Consider the following 14,503-nt stretch of genomic DNA (forward strand, 5'->3'; position numbering starts at 1 on the left):
CGCCCCCGGCCAGGGGTAGGCCGGTGGGTGTGGCATGGTTGAAGGCGTGGGGGGAACGGCAGGCGGCATGGCGGCGCTCGGGCTCGACACGATCGGGCTCGAGTTCGTTGATGCCCGCCTGGAGGCATCGGTGGCCGGCGTGCTGGCCAGGGTGGAGGCGGAGCTGCGCGACACCGTCGCCAGCGCCGATCCGATGGTGGACGAGGCCGCGCGGCACCTGGTGGACGCCGGCGGCAAGCGGTTCCGGCCGCTGCTGGTGGCGCTCGGCGCCCAGTTCGGTGATCCGGCGGCCCCGCAGGTCGTGCCGGCCGCGGTGGTGATGGAACTCACCCACCTCGCCACGCTCTACCACGACGACGTGATGGACGAGGCGCCGGTGCGCCGGGGTGCGCCGAGCGCCAACTCCCGGTGGGGCAACTCGGTGGCGATCCTGGTCGGTGACTACCTCTTCGCCCGGGCCGCCGACATCGCCGCCGACCTCGGTACCGAGGCGGTCCGGTTGCAGTCCCGGACGTTCGCCCGGCTGGTGCACGGGCAGATCGCCGAGACCGTCGGCCCGCGCGACGCCGACCCGGTCGCGCACTACCTGGACGTGATAGCCGAGAAGACCGGTTCCCTGATCGCCACCTCGGCCCGGTTCGGCGGGATGTTCGGCGGCGCCCCCGCCCCGTACGTCGAGGCGCTGGCCGGGTACGGCGAAACCATCGGTATCGCCTTCCAGCTCTCCGACGACCTGCTCGACATTGCCTCCGAGTCGGAGCAGTCCGGCAAGACCCCCGGCACCGACCTGCGGGAGGGCGTACCGACACTGCCGGTGCTCTACGCGCTCGGCGCCGACGACGGGGACGCGACCTCGGTACGGCTGCGCGAGATCCTGGCGCTCGGTCCGATCACCGACGACGCGCTGCACGCCGAGGCGCTCGGCCTGCTCCGGGAGTCTCCGGCGATGAAGCGGGCCCGGGAGACGGTCCGCAGCTACGCCGAGGAGGCCCGCTCCCGGCTCGCCCCGCTGCCCGACAACGCCCCCCGGCAGGCCCTCGAATCGCTCTGCGACTTCATCGCCGACCGCACTGGCTGACGCCGGGTTGCCGCCCGGCTGACCCCGCGCTGTCGCTGTCCTGGCTGGCGGCCGGGTCCTGTCGTTCTGGCCGGCCGGCTCCGGGCGGTGCGGTGGCCGGGGCGCCGTGGGTCGCCTGGCGGGAGGCGTACCTGCGATCCGGCCTCAGCCCCCGCCGGCGGCGCAGGTCGGCCAGCAGCATCCGCCGGCCGGTCAGCATCAGCCCGGCGGCGAGCAGCATCGCCGCGGCCGCGACCAGCCACATCGCCGGGTACCCGGACTGCTCGGCGAGGGTGCCGAGGCCGAGCGGGCCGAGGCAGCCGCCCGCGTACACCCCGGTCTGGGTGATCGAGGTGGCGGTGGTCGGCGCCTGCGGGTGCAGCCGGACCACGGCGAAGTTGAGCAGCCCGGGCCAGGCCCAGCCCAGGCCGAAGGCGAGTACCACGCCGATCACCAACGGCACCGGGCCGGCCAGGTGCAGCAGTCCCAGCCCGCCGGCACCGACCAGCAGCATCCCGGCGACGGTGTTGAGGTGCCCCCCGGTGCGGCGGTCGGCCAGCGCGCCCATCAGGACCCGGGAGAGCAGGCAGACGGCACCGCCGAGGGTCAGCAGCAGCCCGGCGGCCCCCGGAGAGAGGCCACGGGCCGCCGTCGAGTCGACCAGGAAGGTGCCGAGGGCGTTCGCGGAGCCCGCCGCCAGGGTGCCGGCCACGCCGAGCGCGACCAGCCCCCAGGACGCCCGGCCGCCGTGCCCCCGGGCCCGGCCCGTCACCCGTACCGGACGGTCGGGTACCGCCGGCAGGATGGCCAGCGCCAGTAGGGCGGCGACGACGAACGCCCAGCGCCAGCCGACGGTGAGCGCCACGGCCGGTACGGCGGCACCGGCGAGCAGGGTGCCGGCCGGTACGGCGGCCTGCTTGATGCCGAAGGAGATGCCCTGTCGCTCGGGCGGTACCTGGTGCGCCAGCATGGCGTTGCTGGCCATCTGGCCGAGCGGGTTGGCCACGGCGACCACCGCCAGCAGGACGAGCAGCACCGGGTAGGAGCGGGCCACGGCGGCGACCGCGAGCATGGTGGCGGCGACCAGCAGCAGGCTGGCCCGGGCGGCGGTGGTCGGGCCGTACCGCTCGACGAGGGCGCCGGACGGGACGGAGCCGAGTGCGCTCACCCCGAAGTAGACGGCGACGGCCAGCCCCAGCCGGGCGGGGGAGAAGTCCAGCTCGGCGCCGAGTTGCACGGCGAGGCCGCCGATCAGGAAGACCGGCAGTACGCCGGCGACCGTGATGACGGCGGCGGCGAGCATGGTGCGGGTCGGCGAGGCGTGGGTTGCGGCCTGCGGGGTGTCATCGGTTAGATCGGCCATTTGGGACGAGCCTACGCGAGCCGCCCGTATGAACCGATCGTGTCGATGGACGTACGCACGGTCGCTGTAGATCTGGCATCCTCAATCCGGCCGGGCATTTCGCAGGCGCCCGGTTTTTCATATTCTGTAAGCCCCCGGCGGCGGAGGTGGTTGTGCGCGACCCCTTGGCGGAACCTTCGGACCTGATCCGCAGCGTGTCGCGTGCCTTGCGCGTGCTCGAAGCGGTGGGACGGGCACCGAAGGGCCTGACCGTGAAACAGATTGCCCGGCGTTGCGAGTTGACTGTGGCCACCACGTACCACCTGGTGCGCACGCTCGCCTACGAGGGCTACGTGATCAGGCGCGAAGACGGCACGTACATCGTCGGATTGGAGGTGGCGGACCGGTATCGCGAACTCGTCACCGCCTTCCGTGGACCCCCGGCGGTCGGTGAGTCGCTGCGCCGGGCCGCCTCGGACACGGGCTACAGCCACTACCTTGGCCGGTTCGTCGGCGGGCAGGTGGCGGTCACCGCGGTGGCCGAGGGCCCCCGGTCGCCGTACCTGGAGGACCTGGTGCCCGGCTTCGACGAGGGCGCCCACGCCACCGCGCTCGGCAAGGCGCTGCTGGCCACCCTCACCCCGGAGCAGCGGTTCCGCTACCTGCGCGAGTACGGCATGCGGCCGTTCACCTCGGCGACCCTGGTCGCCGCCGACGCGTTCGAGGCGGACCTGGCGGCCGGTGACCGGCGCGGGATGCACCTGGAGCTGGGCCAGTTCCGGCACGGCGTCGCGTGCGCGGCGGTGCTGGTCGCCCCGGACAAGGACATGGAGCGGAGGGTGGTGCTCGCCTGCGCGCTGCCGGCCGCCGAGATGATGACCTCGGCCCGGGTGGTCCGGGCGAAGCTGCTCGCGGTGGCCAGGGCCGTCGCCGACGGCCTCGCCTCGGAACCCTGACCGGCCCGCCCGGTCCCCGAACCGGAACGTGGTCTCCTGCTGCCCCTGGAAGGGCAGCAGGAGACCACGGAGCAGGCGATGCTGTCGGTTGAACCGGTCCGGTGGTGGGTGCGTGGTACCGAGTGCCGGGGCCAGCGGGCGGGAGGCGAGACGACATCAGCGAGCAGGACGCCGAACTGTTGCGCGCCATGCACGACGAGCACGGTGACGCACTGCTCGCGCACGCCCTGCGCCTGACCGGCGGCGACCGGCAGCGGGCCGAGGACCTGGTGCAGGAGACGCTGCTGCGGGCGTGGCGGCATCCGGGGGCGCTCGACCCGGACCGGGGATCGGTGCGGGCCTGGCTCTTCACCACCGCCCGCAACCTCGCCATCGACGCCTGGCGGCGGCGCAGCGCCAGGATCGGCGAGGTGATAACCGCCGAGCTTCCCGAACCGCCCCAGACGAACGACGAGACGGATCGGGCGGTGGAGGCCTGGACGGTGGCGGAGGCGCTGAACCGGCTCTCGCCGTCACACCGTGAGGTGCTGGTGGAGTGCTTCTACCGGGGGCGGTCGGTGACCGAGGCGGCCGCCCGGCTGGGCGTACCGCCGGGCACGGTGAAGTCGCGGACGCACTACGCGCTGCGGTCGCTGCGGCTGATCCTGGCGGAGATGGGGGTGACCGGGTGACGAACTGCGAGTACGCACACGATGACGGAGCGTACGTGCTGGGCGCCCTCTCTCCCGCCGAACGGGCCGGGTACGAGCGGCACCTGACCGGCTGCCCGGCCTGCCGGGAGGCGGTCGCCGAGATCGCCGTCCTGCCGGGACTGCTGGGCCGGCTCGACCCGGCCGGCCTGGCCGAGATCGGCACCCCGCCGAGCACCGCCGAGAGGCTGCCGAAGCTGCTCGACGAGGCCCGGGTCCGCCGGCACCGGGAGCGCCGACGTGGCCGGCTCCGCACCGCTGGGCTGGCCCTGGTAGCCGCGGCGCTGGCCGCCGTGCTCGGGTTCGGGGTCGCCGTACCGGTGGTCGGTGACCGGAACCCCGGCACCGACGTCGAGGTACGGATGGTCGCCATGCAGCCGGTCGGCGGGAACGTACCGGTCACCGCCGAGATCGGCTTCGACGGTACCCGCTGGGGCACCGTGGTCACGATGCGCTGCCAGTACGCGGAGACCAGGGACTACACCAAGGCGTACACGTTCCGGCTGGTGGCGCACGGCCCCAACGGCGAGACGGAGCAGGTCGGCTCCTGGCTCGCCGCGCCCGGCGACGACGCCACCTTCACCGGCGTCACCCGGTTCACCAGGTCCGAGCTGGTCCGCCTCGAACTCCTCCGGTACGACAACACCCCGCTGCTCGCCTACGACGTGCCGTAGCGCGCACCGGTCGGGTCCGGTCGCCGTACGCGCTGTCGACGCCGCCGGGTCGTTGGTCCCGGGACCCGGCCGGGTCTTTGGTCCCGGGCAGTGGTGCACTCGGACCCGGGTGCGGCGGCGCCGTACCGAGGAAAGTAATGGGTGTCAGGACAAGGGTCGACCTCGGAGGTCACGATGACCACCCGCCACTCCATCCGCCCGATCACCACGCCGCTGGAGCGGGCCGACTCGCCCGGCGCGATGTTGACCAAGACCGGTGCCAAGGCACTCGCCGTGCTGCGCGTCTCGACCGGCTTCGTCTTCCTCTGGGCCTTCCTGGACAAGCTCTTCGGCCTCGGCTACTCGACCCCCGGCGAGCGGGCCTGGATCAACGGCGGCTCGCCGACCGAGGGCTTCCTCTCGCACGTCTCGGTGGGGCCGTTCGAGTCGGTCGCGCACAGCATCGCCGGCACCTGGTGGGCCAACGGGCTCTTCATGCTCGGCCTGCTCGGCGTCGGTGTCGCGCTGATCGCGGGCATCGGCATCCGGGTCGCCGCCGCCTCGGGTGCGCTGATGATGGTGCTGATGTGGTTCGCCGAGTTCCCCCTCGCCCAGCACAACAGCGCGGGTGAGCCCACCGGCTCCACCAACCCGTTCATGGACTACCACCTGATCTACGCCGCGGTGCTGGTCGTGCTGGCCGCGACGTATGCCGGACACACCTGGGGACTGGGTCGAGTGTGGGCGCGGCTGCCCTTCGTGCAGCGGCACCGCTGGATGATCTGACCAACCGAGGGTCGCCCCGGCGGTGGCCCACGACTCCCCTCCCGTCTCGCGGACCGACCCCCACGGACCGCGAGACTCTTTGTTTACCTGGTCCCGTAGCGCCCGGCTCGCTCTAACCGGCCGGACGCTATCGGATCATGAGGTCGCCGGGGGCTGGTGTGCGGCGGGGCGGTTGACCCGTCCCTCGGTCCAGACCGGCTCGTCGGTCTCCACCACCCGGCCGTCGGCTCCGAACAGCAGGTAGCGGTCGGTGTGTGCGGCGAACCAGCGGTCGTGGGTGACCGTGACGACCGTACCGGCGAAGCCCTCCAGACCGCGTTGCAGCGCATTGGCGCTGGCCAGGTCGAGGTTGTCGGTCGGCTCGTCGAGCAGCAGCAGGGTCGCTCCGGCCATTTCGAGCAGCAGGATCTGCAACCGGGCCTGCTCGCCGCCGGAGAGGCTCTGGAACGGCTGGTCCCAGGCGGGCGCGATCTCGTAACGGGCCAGTGCCGCCATCGCGTCGTTGCGGAGCAGGGCGTGCCCGGTCATCAGGATCTCGGCGGGGGTGCGGCCGTACAGGTCGGGGCGGGCGTGGGTCTGGGCGAACCGCCCGGGTACGACCCGGGCGCCGAGCCGTACCTCACCCCGGTACTGGACGTCGCGGGCGCCGGCCAGCAGCCGGAGGAACTGGGATTTGCCGGAGCCGTTGGAGCCGAGCACGGCGACCCGTTCGCCGTACCAGACCTCCAGGTCGAAGGGGCGCATCAGGCCGGTCAGTTCGAGCTGCTGGCAGATCAGGGCCTGTTTGCCGGTACGCCCGCCGCGCAGCCGGATCCGAACGTTCTGCTCCTTCGGCGGCCGGGTCGGCGGTCCGGCCGACTCGAACCGGGCCAGTCGACTCCGCGCCGCCCGGTACGCCGAGGCGAGCGCGTCGTTGCGGGCGGCGCCCTGCCGGGCGGTGTGCACCAGGCGGCGGAGCCGGGCGTGCTCCTCCGCCCATCGGCGGTGTCGGTCGTCGAGCCGGTCGATCCGGTCCTGTCGGGCCGCCGGATAGCTGGCGAAATCACCGCCGTGCACCCAGACCTGCCGATTCTCGACCGTGACGATCCGGTCGGCCGCCTCGGCGAGCAGTTGCCGGTCGTGCGAGACCAGCAGCACGGTCTTGGTGCTGGCCCGGAGTTGCCGCTCCAGCCACTGCTTGCCCGGTACGTCGAGGTAGTTGTCGGGCTCGTCGAGCAGCAGCAGTTGGTCGGAGCCGCGCAGCAGGGCCTCCAGCACGAGTCGCTTCTGTTCGCCGCCGGAGAGGGTGTTGACGTCCCGCCCGGCGGCCCGCTCGTACGGCAACCCGAGCGCCTCCGTCGTCACCGCGTTCCAGACGACTTCGAGGTCGTAGCCGCCGGCCTCGACGTACTCGGTGACCGCGTGCGCGTAGCGGAGCTGGGTCGACTCGTCGTCGCGCACCCGCAGCACCCGCTCGGCGCCGGTGAGTTCGGCGGCGGCCCGGCGGATCCGGTCGGGTGCCACCGAGAGCAGCAGGTCGGCGACGCTGCGGTGGTCGCGGATCGTGCCGATGAACTGGCGCATCACGCCGAGCCCGCCGGAGGTGACGATCTCGCCGGCCGTCGGGGTCAGGTCTCCGGCGACCAGCCGGAGCAGAGTGGTCTTGCCGGCGCCGTTCGGTCCGACCAGTGCGGCGGTGACTCCGTCGGCGACCCGGAACGAGACGTCGTGCAGGAGCGGCCGCCCGTCCGGCAGCCGGTGGTGCAGGTGCCTGATCTCGACGTGTGCCACGGCAACCTCCGGCGAAGCTTCTAAAACAATGTTCTAGAGTCTAGAACAACGTTCTAGAGCCGGAACGGTGGACTAGACTCCCGGACATGACAGGTGTCTGGCTGCGGCCTCCCCGCTCCCCGGGCCGCAGTGGGCCGCCGCTGCGCCGGGACCGGATCGTCGCGGCGGCGGTCGAACTGCTCGACCGGGAAGGCGTCGCCGGGCTCACCATGCGTCGGCTGGCCGAACGGCTGGGCGCCGGGTCGACCACGCTCTACTGGCACGTGACCAACAAGGACGACGTACTCGACCTGGCGCTGGACCAGATCTTCGGTGAGGTGGTCCTGCCCGCGTCGCCCAGCGGGGACTGGCGGACCGACGCCGAGACGCTGCTGCTCGGCTGGCGGGCGGCGATGCTCCGGCACCCGTGGTCGGCGGCGCTGGTCGGCCGGCCGCTGATCGGGCCGAACGTACTGGCCCGGACCGAGTTCCTCCAGTCCGCACTGCGCCGGGCCGGGCTGGTGGAACCGGACCTGACCGCCGCCACGCACGCGCTGGCCAACTATGTCATCGGCGCCGCCGTCACGCTCTCGTCGTGGCAGCGGCTCGACGATCCCGAGTCGCGGCAGGCCGCCCGGCAGCACCTCGCTGCCCAGCGGGAGCGCTATCCCACCCTGGTCGAGACCGGACACCTGGACGACCGGGACGAGGACGACACCTTCCGGCGCGGGCTGGCCTACCTGCTCGACGGCCTGCCCACCGATCGGTGAACGTCCGCTCGGCACTTTCCGGCCGGTGGTTTCGGGTCAGCGGGCGGCGGTGGCCGCCGCCGGCTCCGGGGTGGCGGCGAGCAGCGCGGCACGGGACCGCCGGACGTTGCGGATCCCGTCCACCGTGAAGACCACCAGAGCCAGCCAGACCAGCGCGAATCCGGCCAGCCTGGCCGGTGGCATCGGCTCGTGGAAGACGAGTACCCCGAAACCGAGCTGAAGGATCGGCGCCAGGTACTGCAACATGCCGAGCGCGGTCAGCGGGAGCCGGTTCGCCGCACCCGCGAACATCAGCAGCGGGGTGGCGGTGGCGGCGCCGGCCAGCATCAGCAGGGCGGTGTGCCCGGCGGAGACCTGACCGAAGCTGGACTCGGAATGCCAGGTGAGCCAGCCCAGGTAGCCGATTGCCGGGAGGGTGAGCGCCGCCGACTCGATGAACATGCCCTCGGCGGCGGGCAGCCCGAGCCGCTTCTTCACCAGGCTGTACCCGCCGAAGCTCGCCGCCAGGGTGAGCGCGAGGTACGGCAGCCGGCCGTAGTCGACGGTCAGCACCGCGACCGCGAGCCCGCCGATGCCGAGCGCGACCCACTGGCCGGGCCGCAGCCGCTCCCGCAGCACGGCGACCCCGAGCAGGACGACGACGAGCGGGTTGATGAAGTAGCCCAGCGCGGTCTCGACGACCCGTTCGGAGTTGACGCCGTAGATGTAGGTGCCCCAGTTGACGGCGATCAGCGCGGCGGCGAGCCCGATCCCGGCGAGCTTGGCCGGTCGGTGCCGCAGCTCGCGCAGGAAGCCCCAGTTGCGGGCCACCGCGAGTAGCAGCGCGACGAAGACCACCGACCAGACCACCCGGTGGGCCAGGATCTCGATCGGCCCGGCCGGCTCCAGCAGCCGGATGTAGAGCGGAAAGAAACCCCACAGCGTGTACGCGCCGAGGCCGTAGAGGTATCCGCGCCGGGCCTGGCTCATTGCCCCACCGTAAGGGGCGAGACCGGCCTGGAGTCCTTTCCAGTGGGCGGTGTCACCCGTTCGATCCCGTCCCGCCGCCGACGGTGGCGGCGGCACCGGCGCCACCGTCGGCGCCGCTGGCCGTCCGGCCGCCGGCACCGTTCGCGTCGGCCGGCACCGGCCGCAACATCAGTTCCATCCACCGGCCGGGGTTGGCCAGCGGGGCGAAGCCGACCTCGGCGTAGACCCCGTGCGCGTCCAGGGTGGTGAGCAGGATCCGGCGTAGGCCCCGCCGGTCGAGATCCTCCCGCACGGTACGCACGATCCAACGGCCCAGCCCCCGGCCCCGGGCAGCCGGGTCGACGTAGACGTCGCAGAGCCAGCCGAAGGTGGCCCCGTCGGTCACCACCCGGGCGAACGCCACCTGGCGGCGGTCGTCCGGGGCGTACACCCCGTAGACGGTCGAGCCCTCGATCGCCCGGAGCAGTACGTCACGGGGCCGGCCGAGTGCCCAGTAGGCGTCGGTGGAGAGCCAGTGGTGCACCCGGTCGACATCCACCCGCCCGGGATCGGTGGAGAGTTCGTACCCGTCTTCTCGTGTCACGGTCAGCACACCGCGACGCTATCCCCGACCCGGCCGGCCGCCCCGGACCAATTCCCGACCTGTGGTCGGCGTCGCCCCGGGGCGGAAGGTTCAGTCCCGGTCCATCAGCATGCCGAACAGCCAGGTGACCAGGCTCACGAAGAGGGCGCCGAGTACCGCCGCCGGCCAGAACCCGTCGACCTCGAACGGCAGGCCGAGCCCGCCCGCGATGGCGCTGGTGAGCAGGAACAGCAGCGCGTTCACCACCAGCGCGATCAGGCCGAGGGTGAGCAGGTAGAGCCCGCAGCCGAGAGTCTTGATGATCGGTTGGAGGACGCCGTTGACCACCCCGAAGATGATCGCCACCAGGATCAGCGTGCTGACCGCACCGCCGATCGAGTCGGTGTCCAGGGTGATCCCCGGGATGATCAGCGTGGCGAGCCAGAAGGCCAGTGCGGTGCCGGCGAGCCGGACGATAAGACCTTTCAGGAAACCCATGCCCGCAGATAGTGCCATGTGATCGCGGGCGCGACTACCGGGCCGGCGGGCCGATCAGTTGGGCTTCGATCGGAGTGGCCGAGAGCAGCGCCCAACGCAGCACCCGACGGTTGATCACCCCGACCATGTCGGCCCGGATCCGGGTCAACCAGTCCGCCGAGTCGCCGAGCCCGAGCGCCACGCCGGCAAGCTGGGCCTCGTGCGACCGGAGCGGCTGCAACACCACCAGGTCGGCGCGGGAGACCGCGTCGACGTCGACCGGGGCCAGCTCGTCGCGTACCACCAGGCTGGTCTGCCAGCCCGGCCCCGGCTGCGAGTCGGCGGCGACCGGGCCGACGTCGACCACCACCAGCAGCGGGTGCAGTTGGGTGCCGGGCGGACCGCCGATCGGTCGCCCCGGCGGGATCATCGCGATCGGCGAGCCCGGCCCGCTGGCCCCGCGGACGAACGGCTCCCAGGCACGCGGCCTGGCGGTCTGCACCACGATCCGGGCGCCGAGCGCCATCGCCCGCAGCGCGATGAGTTGCGCGGCGCGTACGCCGCCGATCAGCACCACCCGGGTGGTCTCGGCCCGGAAGAGCCGGGCGACCACCGCCGCGCCGTGCCGGTTGGCGCCGAGCATCAGCCCGGCCAGGCCGATCGGCAGGTCGAGGGCGTCCACAGAGGAGGCGGGCAGCACGGTGGCCGGCGCCGGGGCGGTCGGGCCGGCACCCAGCACCCCCAGCGGCAGCGTGGCGGCGACACCGTCGAGCTGCTCGCCGTCCAGTCGCCGGGCGACGGCGTGCTCGGCGGAGAGCAGCCGGCGCAGCGCCTGGACGGCGGTGCCGAGCGTCTGCGGGCTGTCGGCGGCCAGCCGTACGGTGACGTCCACCCGGATGCTGTCGGTGCCGCCGCCCGCCCACGGGCCGGCGCTCACCGAGACCGTGGTGGCGGTCGCCGGCAGCGCCAGCAACCTGGGCACGAAGCGGCGCCCGGTCTCCGTCCGCAGATCCGGCCAGCGGCGCAGCCGGAAGGTGGTCTGCAACAGCCCGCCCAGGCTGACGCCCTGCCAGTTCTCCCGGGCCGGTTGCGCGCCGTCGTGGTGCACCGTCTCCGCCAGTACGCCGAGCGCGGCGCGTTCGCCGAGCACCCGGGTCGGCACCGGGGCGAGCCGGCGGCGCACCTTGCGTACGGCGCTGGAGAGGGCCCGGCGCAGGTCCTCCTCGGACCAGCCGTCGGCGCGCAGCACCCGGACGGCGAGCAGTGCCCGCTCGTGCCCGAGCAGCCGCCCGTCGGTGAGCTGCCGGTACGACGTCGCGGGAGTGCCGCCGCCCGCGCTCAACGTCGGCGCCGGAGCGCCGGTCAGCACCAGTTGCACCCGCATCGGCGGGGTCTCCGCACTGGCCGCCGGCAGCAGGCCGGCCGGGGAGAGCAGCGACTGCGGGCTGTCGGCGAGCATCCCGACCTGGTCACCGAGTTCGAGTACGGCGGTCAGGCCGTAGGCGTCGCTGACCATGCAGGCGGCGTCGCCGGCGAGGTCGACCGGCAGCACCACCGCCCCGGGGTTGACCAGGTCCAGCAGGGCCTCCGGGGGTGCGGCCTGCGGGAGCGTGCGCTGCCGGGAGGAGTAGCGCATCCCGATGGCGACCCACTCGAACAGCCAGCGTCGGCGCATCCGGACCCAGGTCAGCAACACCAGGACGATGGCGAGCAGCGCCGCCCCGACGAGTGGCAGCGGGCCCTGGGTGGCGGCGGCGAGCACGAGCGCCAGCGCCACCTGGAGGGCGACGATCTGTCCCGCCCGTACGCCGAACAGGCCGGACCGGGCCGGGGTCGACGATGCCGGCAGCGGAGCCGGTGGCGACCGGTCGATCCGGCTGCTCGGGGTGCCGGTGGGCCGGGTCCGGTTGTCTGCCGCAGTCAGCGTCACCGCGATAGCCTCCCTCCGATGGGTGTCGGCGGTGGGCCCGCCCCCCGCAATTCGCTCAGGGGCCTATCGTATGGGCCGGACCAACCGGAGAGGGGGCCCGCATGCCGTCGCGGCAGGACCAGTTGCATTCCTACCAGTTCATGGTCCAGCGGGTGGTGGGCGCGCTGGTGATGCGGGAGACCGATCCCGCGCAGTCGCCGTTCCGGCGGGCGGCCGGCGCCACCCTGGCCAGTGTGCTGATCGCGCTGATCGGCATCGGCGGTTCGGTGGTCTACGGGGTCTTCGTCGGCGGTGGCGCGACCAAGTGGAAGAACGAGTCGGTGGTGATCGTCGAGAAGGAGTCCGGCGCGCAGTACGTCTACGTCGACAACACCCTGCATCCGGTGCTCAACTACGCATCGGCGCTGCTCATCGTCGGTCAGCCCGCACCGAAGACGGTGTCGGTCTCCCGTAAGTCGCTGGAGGGCCAGCCGCGCGGCGTCACGCTGGGCATCCGCGACCTGCCGGAGTCCCTGGCCCCGAGCAACCGGTTGGTCACCGGCGGCTGGACCATCTGCTCCGAGCCGCGCAAGGGCGCCGGTGCCGCCGGCCAGCCACAGTCGACACTGCTGATCGGCAAGGCGGCCCCGGGCGGCGAGGAGCTGGGCGACGAGGGCCTGCTGGCGGTGCATCCCAACGGCCAGCTCTTCCTGATCTGGCACAACCGCCGGCACCTGATCCAGAATCCCGATCTGGTCATCAGCGCGCTGACCTGGGGCAGCGAACGGCAGATAGCGGTGGCGCCGGCCCTGCTCAACGCCCTGCCCGCCGGGGCGGACCTGGGCGAGATCCGGATTCCCGACGCGGGGGAGCCGTCCGACGCGGTGGACGGCGCGAAAATCGGCGAGGTCTTCCTGGTCGAACGGCAGGGCGGCGGCGGCCAGTACGCGGTGGCCAAGCGTGACGGCCTCTACAACATCACCCAGTTGCAGGCCAACATCCTGCTGACCTCCGACGCCGCCGGCCAGGGCCCGGCGACCAAACTCTCGCAGGGCCAGTACGGCGCGCTGCCGAAGAAGGGCGACCTGGTGCCCGGCAACGACGCGGCGGCACCCGCGACCACGCCGAAGATCGCGACGGCGGAGGGGGGCGTGGTCTGCGGCGACGTGCCGGACGACCGGGGCGTGCAGGCCATCCGGATCGGCGCCGACCTGTCCGGGATCGCCGATCCGCCCGCGACCTCGGCCCAGTCGGCCCGGGGTGGGGCGCTCGCCGACCAGGTGGTGCTGGAGCCCGGCCGGGGTGTGGTGGTCGAGGCCGCCGCCGCGCCCGGTGCCACCGGCGGCGCCATCTCGGTCGTCACCGACCAGGGGCGGCGGCATCCGGTGACCGGTGGCGAGGTGCTGGGCAACCTCGGTTACGGCGCCGCCAAGCGGGTGAGGATGCCGAGTACCCTGGTCACGCTGATTCCGGACGGACCGGCGCTGGATCCCGAGAAGGCCCGTGCCCGGGCCGGCACACAATAGGACAGCGGGACGGTGCCCGGGTGGGGAAGAATATCGGTGACCGTCGGTAGCCGCTGGTCCGGTTCGTTGCGGTACGGGTTTGTCCACAGGGGTGACCTCAAGGGGTATCCAAGGCTTGCCCCGGCCCGCTACCGTCGGCTACGGAAGTAATTGCCAGGTTGTGTCCTGCCCCCGAAAGGGACCGGACACGAGCCGGGAAGTCCACAGTGGGCTCCCGGATCGACGACGAGTTAGGGAAGCGGGGTGACTTCGGGGGTGTCCCAGACGCAGGCAGAAGCCGCGGTGATGGAACAAACCGCCACGAAGTTCGAGACGGTGGACCAGTCGCTGCAGAGCATGCTGACGAGCCTCATGGGTGAGCTCGAGGTGCTGCAGAGCGCCTGGCGCGGTGCGGGTGGCCGCTCGTTCGAGCAGGTCAAGCAGCAGTGGGCGCAGAACCAGGAGCAGATCCACCGCGCGCTGCGCGAGACCGCGACCGCCATCCGTACCTCCGGCCAGCAGTACGACGCTTCCGACACCGAGGCGTCGAGCCGGATGAACGCCACCAACGCCGGCGGCATAACGCTGCCGCTCTGATGTGAACCGGGGAGGGAAGATCCGATGAGTGACGGCCTTCTTGTCGTCAATTTTGCCGCGTTGCAGCAGGCTGGCGCGGACATCCAGAAGGCGTTGAACACGCTGGACTCGCAGCTCGACCAGCTGGAGGCGGACGCCGCGCCGCTCGTCAACACCTGGGAGGGTGAGGCGCAGCAGGCGTACTTCCAGCGCCAGACCAAGTGGCGCCAGGGCGCGCAGGAGCTGGCCAACATGCTGCGGTCCATCAAGTCGGCGATGGACGAGTCGGCTACCGACTACCTCAGCACCGAGAAGAAGAACACCGGCCTGTTCCAGTAAGGCCCCGCGTACCACCCAGACTGCCCCGGGCTGCCGCGCCATCGCGCCGCACCCCGGGGCATCTGCTTGGGCGTACCGCTGCTGACCTGGTGGTCAGGATGTCGGGCCCGGCGGTCAGGATTGTCGGGCCCCGAGGTCAGGACGTCGGGCCCCGAGGTCAGGAC

General features: G+C 72.5%; 15 protein-coding genes. 9 read left to right on the forward strand and 6 right to left on the reverse strand.

The window, feature by feature from the left end:
- Positions 1-34: 34 nt before the first annotated feature.
- Complete coding sequence (locus tag ABNF97_RS20665) at positions 35-1,078, forward strand: polyprenyl synthetase family protein (protein ID WP_502930528.1); 1,044 nt, start codon at positions 35-37, stop codon at positions 1,076-1,078.
- Here ABNF97_RS20665 and ABNF97_RS20670 read toward each other — a convergent pair.
- The gene (locus ABNF97_RS20670) at positions 1,056-2,420 is read right to left on the reverse strand and encodes an MFS transporter (RefSeq protein ID WP_502930529.1); all 1,365 of its coding nucleotides are present in this window, start codon (positions 2,418-2,420) and stop codon (positions 1,056-1,058) included. The two genes, ABNF97_RS20665 and ABNF97_RS20670, sit on opposite strands and share 23 nt — an antisense overlap.
- A 152-nt stretch (positions 2,421-2,572) precedes the next feature.
- On the opposite strand from ABNF97_RS20670, the gene ABNF97_RS20675 reads away from it, so the two are divergent.
- The 4 genes from ABNF97_RS20675 to ABNF97_RS20690 all read left to right on the forward strand — a co-directional run bounded on the left by ABNF97_RS20675 (position 2,573) and on the right by ABNF97_RS20690 (position 5,483).
- Positions 2,573-3,355 carry a helix-turn-helix domain-containing protein gene (locus tag ABNF97_RS20675; RefSeq protein WP_130461627.1) on the forward strand — a complete coding sequence of 261 codons (783 nt, stop codon included), beginning with the start codon at positions 2,573-2,575 and terminating at the stop codon, positions 3,353-3,355.
- Between the two features lie 155 nt (positions 3,356-3,510).
- On the forward strand, positions 3,511-4,026 hold the full coding sequence (locus ABNF97_RS20680; RefSeq protein WP_130465755.1) for a sigma-70 family RNA polymerase sigma factor: 516 nt from the start codon (positions 3,511-3,513) through the stop codon (positions 4,024-4,026).
- Complete coding sequence (locus ABNF97_RS20685) at positions 4,023-4,718, forward strand: anti-sigma factor family protein (RefSeq protein ID WP_349339461.1); 696 nt, start codon at positions 4,023-4,025, stop codon at positions 4,716-4,718. Before ABNF97_RS20680 ends, ABNF97_RS20685 begins: the two co-directional genes overlap by 4 nt.
- Positions 4,719-4,892: 174 nt before the next feature.
- On the forward strand, positions 4,893-5,483 hold the full coding sequence (locus ABNF97_RS20690; RefSeq protein WP_130461629.1) for a DoxX family protein: 591 nt from the start codon (positions 4,893-4,895) through the stop codon (positions 5,481-5,483).
- 135 nt (positions 5,484-5,618) lie between these two features.
- Here the strand turns inward: ABNF97_RS20690 and ABNF97_RS20695 are convergent, their stop codons facing one another.
- Positions 5,619-7,253 carry an ABC-F family ATP-binding cassette domain-containing protein gene (locus ABNF97_RS20695; protein ID WP_349339462.1) on the reverse strand — a complete coding sequence of 545 codons (1,635 nt, stop codon included), beginning with the start codon at positions 7,251-7,253 and terminating at the stop codon, positions 5,619-5,621.
- 86 nt (positions 7,254-7,339) lie between these two features.
- On the opposite strand from ABNF97_RS20695, the gene ABNF97_RS20700 reads away from it, so the two are divergent.
- Entirely contained in the window at positions 7,340-8,002 is a 663-nt protein-coding gene (locus ABNF97_RS20700; RefSeq protein WP_130461631.1) for a TetR/AcrR family transcriptional regulator C-terminal domain-containing protein, read from the forward strand.
- A 36-nt stretch (positions 8,003-8,038) separates the two neighbouring features.
- Here ABNF97_RS20700 and rarD read toward each other — a convergent pair whose 3' ends face one another.
- The 4 genes from rarD to eccE form a co-directional block, all read right to left on the reverse strand.
- Positions 8,039-8,971: an EamA family transporter RarD gene (gene rarD / locus ABNF97_RS20705; RefSeq protein ID WP_349339463.1), complete on the reverse strand. Its 933-nt coding sequence runs from the start codon at positions 8,969-8,971 to the stop codon at positions 8,039-8,041.
- Between the two features lie 52 nt (positions 8,972-9,023).
- A complete protein-coding gene (locus ABNF97_RS20710; protein ID WP_349339464.1) occupies positions 9,024-9,563 on the reverse strand; it encodes a GNAT family N-acetyltransferase in 540 nt (179 codons plus the stop codon).
- Between the two features lie 81 nt (positions 9,564-9,644).
- Complete coding sequence (locus ABNF97_RS20715) at positions 9,645-10,031, reverse strand: phage holin family protein (protein WP_349339465.1); 387 nt, start codon at positions 10,029-10,031, stop codon at positions 9,645-9,647.
- A gap of 34 nt (positions 10,032-10,065) precedes the next feature.
- Positions 10,066-11,940, reverse strand: a complete 1,875-nt coding sequence (gene eccE / locus ABNF97_RS20720; protein WP_349339466.1) for a type VII secretion protein EccE — start codon at positions 11,938-11,940, stop codon at positions 10,066-10,068.
- A gap of 101 nt (positions 11,941-12,041) precedes the next feature.
- On the opposite strand from eccE, the gene eccB reads away from it, so the two are divergent.
- From eccB to ABNF97_RS20735, 3 genes are all read left to right on the forward strand, one after another.
- Positions 12,042-13,445, forward strand: coding sequence for a type VII secretion protein EccB (gene eccB / locus ABNF97_RS20725; protein WP_349339467.1), 1,404 nt, complete (start codon positions 12,042-12,044; stop codon positions 13,443-13,445).
- 255 nt (positions 13,446-13,700) lie between these two features.
- Positions 13,701-14,021 (forward strand): WXG100 family type VII secretion target, encoded by a 321-nt coding sequence (locus ABNF97_RS20730; protein ID WP_130461636.1) that lies wholly within the window; start codon positions 13,701-13,703, stop codon positions 14,019-14,021.
- Positions 14,022-14,045: 24 nt separating this feature from the next.
- Positions 14,046-14,339 (forward strand): WXG100 family type VII secretion target, encoded by a 294-nt coding sequence (locus ABNF97_RS20735; protein WP_130461637.1) that lies wholly within the window; start codon positions 14,046-14,048, stop codon positions 14,337-14,339.
- Positions 14,340-14,503: the final 164 nt, after the last annotated feature.

Source organism: Plantactinospora sp. B6F1 (genome assembly GCF_040120695.1).
Lineage (GTDB): Bacteria > Actinomycetota > Actinomycetes > Mycobacteriales > Micromonosporaceae > Plantactinospora.

Excerpts from the sequence above, each read along its gene's own strand:
- ABNF97_RS20690 (WP_130461629.1), top strand. The coding sequence starts at position 4,893 with ATGACCACCCGCCACTCCATCCGCCCGATCACCACGCCGCTGGAGCGG.
- ABNF97_RS20715 (WP_349339465.1), bottom strand. The coding sequence starts at position 10,031 with ATGGGTTTCCTGAAAGGTCTTATCGTCCGGCTCGCCGGCACCGCACTG.
- eccB (WP_349339467.1), top strand. The coding sequence starts at position 12,042 with ATGCCGTCGCGGCAGGACCAGTTGCATTCCTACCAGTTCATGGTCCAG.
- ABNF97_RS20735 (WP_130461637.1), top strand. The coding sequence starts at position 14,046 with ATGAGTGACGGCCTTCTTGTCGTCAATTTTGCCGCGTTGCAGCAGGCT.
- ABNF97_RS20670 (WP_502930529.1), bottom strand. The coding sequence starts at position 2,420 with ATGGCCGATCTAACCGATGACACCCCGCAGGCCGCAACCCACGCCTCG.
- rarD (WP_349339463.1), bottom strand. The coding sequence starts at position 8,971 with ATGAGCCAGGCCCGGCGCGGATACCTCTACGGCCTCGGCGCGTACACG.
- ABNF97_RS20665 (WP_502930528.1), top strand. The coding sequence starts at position 35 with ATGGTTGAAGGCGTGGGGGGAACGGCAGGCGGCATGGCGGCGCTCGGG.
- ABNF97_RS20700 (WP_130461631.1), top strand. The coding sequence starts at position 7,340 with ATGACAGGTGTCTGGCTGCGGCCTCCCCGCTCCCCGGGCCGCAGTGGG.